Here is a 477-nt window from a genome sequence, read left to right as displayed (position 1 = left end):
TGAGTGTTGCAGCTTGAATAAAGAGCATGCCCTGATCTGAAACCAGACCGGCAGTGAGTGCTGAATAGGCCAGTAAGAGGGAGAACTCGCTGGCTTGACTGAGCCGGGCGGACAGCTCCTTAGGTGCTTTTTCGTTTGCCAGTTTTAGCGCAATTATGAAACCTGCTGCTTTTACTGCCACCAGCAGCACTCCAAACAGTCCACCCCAAAGCAGTACGGTACCGCCTTGTGTGATGTCCATTTTTGCGCCAACCGCGAAAAAAAATAATATCAGAAAAAATTCCCTCAAGGGTTTCAGGTGCAGGGAAATCGCTTGCGAAACCCGGCTGATGGCTATAGACAGCCCGGCTACAAATGCCCCGATTTCATAGGATAAACCCGCTAAGTGGCCCGTTTCCGCCCACAGCAGACACCATGCCAGTGCGGTAACAAAGGTGTATTCCTGAATCACATCAAAACGACGAAACAACGGGAGCA

The 477-nt window shown here is 50.5% G+C and carries 1 protein-coding gene; it reads right to left on the bottom strand.

Translation table 11 applies throughout. The features are described 5' to 3' along the window. Positions 1 to 477, bottom strand: a 477-nt coding sequence (locus ACYP03_RS24050) for a cation:proton antiporter domain-containing protein (protein WP_459782368.1), incomplete at both ends; no start/stop codon positions are given.

The organism is Photobacterium sp. R1 (genome assembly GCF_054600795.1).
The sequence above is the reverse complement of the archived record's forward strand: the minus strand, read 5'-3'. Positions and strand labels throughout refer to the sequence as shown.